The organism is Dialister sp. UBA1703, from assembly GCA_002320515.1.
Classification (GTDB): Bacteria; Bacillota; Negativicutes; order Veillonellales; family Dialisteraceae; genus Dialister.
Genome location: DCJJ01000055.1, coordinates 8,719 through 10,621 on the forward strand (window position 1 = coordinate 8,719; position 1,903 = coordinate 10,621).

The window sequence follows — 1,903 nt, forward strand, 5'->3', positions numbered from 1 at the left end:
AGCGGAGTCGAGAAATCTCCCGGCGAAAGTTTCCTGCCGTGATGAATACCAGTGGTGTCGCGTCGGGGAGGGAACCCTTCGCAAGCAGTTTCCTGTCGGTAAGAAACACCACAGCGTGTCACCTCAATAGGAAACCTTTTGCAAACAGTTTCCTGTTGTTATGAATACCAATATTGTCATGCCGAGTAGGAAACCATCCATGACTTGAAATATACTATGCTAAATTTGCAAAGAGGTTTACCAATGCTATGCAATTAGAGTATAATAGAATAAATCAATAAATTTCAATATATTTCATAAACAGGGAAAGGAGTTTCATCATGGCAATCAGAATCGGTATTATGGGTTATGGCAATATTGGCAGAGGTGTGGAAAGCGCACTGGCAGACAATCGGGATATGGAACTGGCAGTGGTATTTACCAGAAGAAATCCGGTGGACGTGAAAATCAATACGCCCGGCGTGCCTGTGGTTTCCGCGGATGAAGCGGAACAGTGGAAGGATAAGGTGGACGTACTGGTGCTGGCAGGAGGTTCTGCCACCGATCTGCCGGAGCAGACACCGGCCTATGCGGCTATGTTCAACGTCATTGATACCTTTGACACCCATGCCCATATTCCACGGCATTTTGATAAGGTAGATGAAGCGGCAAAGGCTCATGGGAAGGCTGCCATGATTTCCGTAGGCTGGGATCCGGGCCTTTTCTCCCTGGCCCGTCTCTTTGGCCATGTCATTCTGCCTGATGGCAAAGACTACACCTTCTGGGGCAGGGGCGTTTCCCAGGGCCATTCTGACGCCATCCGCCGCGTACCGGGAGTCAGGGACGGGAAACAGTATACCTGCCCCGTGGAAAGCGCTCTGGAAGCCGTAAGAAATGGGGAAAATCCTGTGCTTACCACCAGGGATATGCATACCAGGGAATGCTATGTGGTGGCAGAAGAAGGGGCCGACAGAGGAGCCATTGAAAACGCCATCAAAACCATGCCCAACTACTTTGCAGACTATGACACCACCATTCATTTCATTTCCGAAGAAGAACTGAAGAAAAATCACGGCGGTCTCGCCCACGGAGGCTTCGTATTCCGCAGCGGAAGGACAGGAGCCCATAAGGAAAACAGCCACGTCATGGAATACCGGCTGACCCTGGATTCCAACCCTGAATTCACCACCCATGTGGTTCTCGCCTACGCAAGAGCCCTTCACCGCTTCGTAGAAGAAGGAAAAACAGGCTGCTTCACCGTATTTGACGTGCCGCCGGCCTACCTTTCCCCGCTCTCCGGCGAGGAACTTCGGGCTCACGTACTTTAAAAAAGTGCCGGTCGTATCGCCTCATTCCTTGCAATAAAAATTTAAGAATGAAATTCGATAACCCATTGACCATCCCTTTCCGGAAATAGATTTCAAAAAAGGCAAAAAAGGCAAAAAAGGAAATAAACCATCCCCTTTGCTTTTTTTGGAGCCCGGATGCAGGGGATGGGAAGTGGTTTATCCATTTTGCCTGTCATGATTCCCATATTTTGACATTTCCGGCTATTTACTATATAATGAGTTGAATCATCTGGGGATGTACCGGTTTCGACAGGAGATTCTGGATCATAAACAGCGAGTCGGGATTCCATCTACCCCGTTAAACGGTGGAAAAACTTAAACGCAAAACGTGATTTTGCATTAGCAGCCTAATCTGCTAATGTCCCCTGACGTTTTCCTATGACTTCAGGCTGACATCAACCAATAGGATACCGGAGAAGGAGGTTCGGGACTTCAAAGGGAAACCAATTCCGAAATCGGCAAAGGCAGTTTGTTCCTGTACGATACTTTGCTTAAATCTCAAACAGTAACTGCACTCGGAGAATTTTATGGGACAGGCTTTTTGGACAGGGGTTCGACTCCCCTCATCTCCACCA

The 1,903-nt window shown here is 48.4% G+C and carries 1 protein-coding gene and 1 other RNA gene; both read left to right on the top strand.

Features of this window, described 5'->3' with window-relative positions:
- The first annotated feature begins 320 nt into the window (after positions 1-320).
- Positions 321-1,307, top strand: a complete 987-nt coding sequence (locus B2Y11_RS02615; protein WP_291055844.1) for a diaminopimelate dehydrogenase — start codon at positions 321-323, stop codon at positions 1,305-1,307.
- 252 nt (positions 1,308-1,559) lie between these two features.
- Positions 1,560-1,903, top strand: a transfer-messenger RNA (tmRNA) gene (ssrA, locus tag B2Y11_RS02620).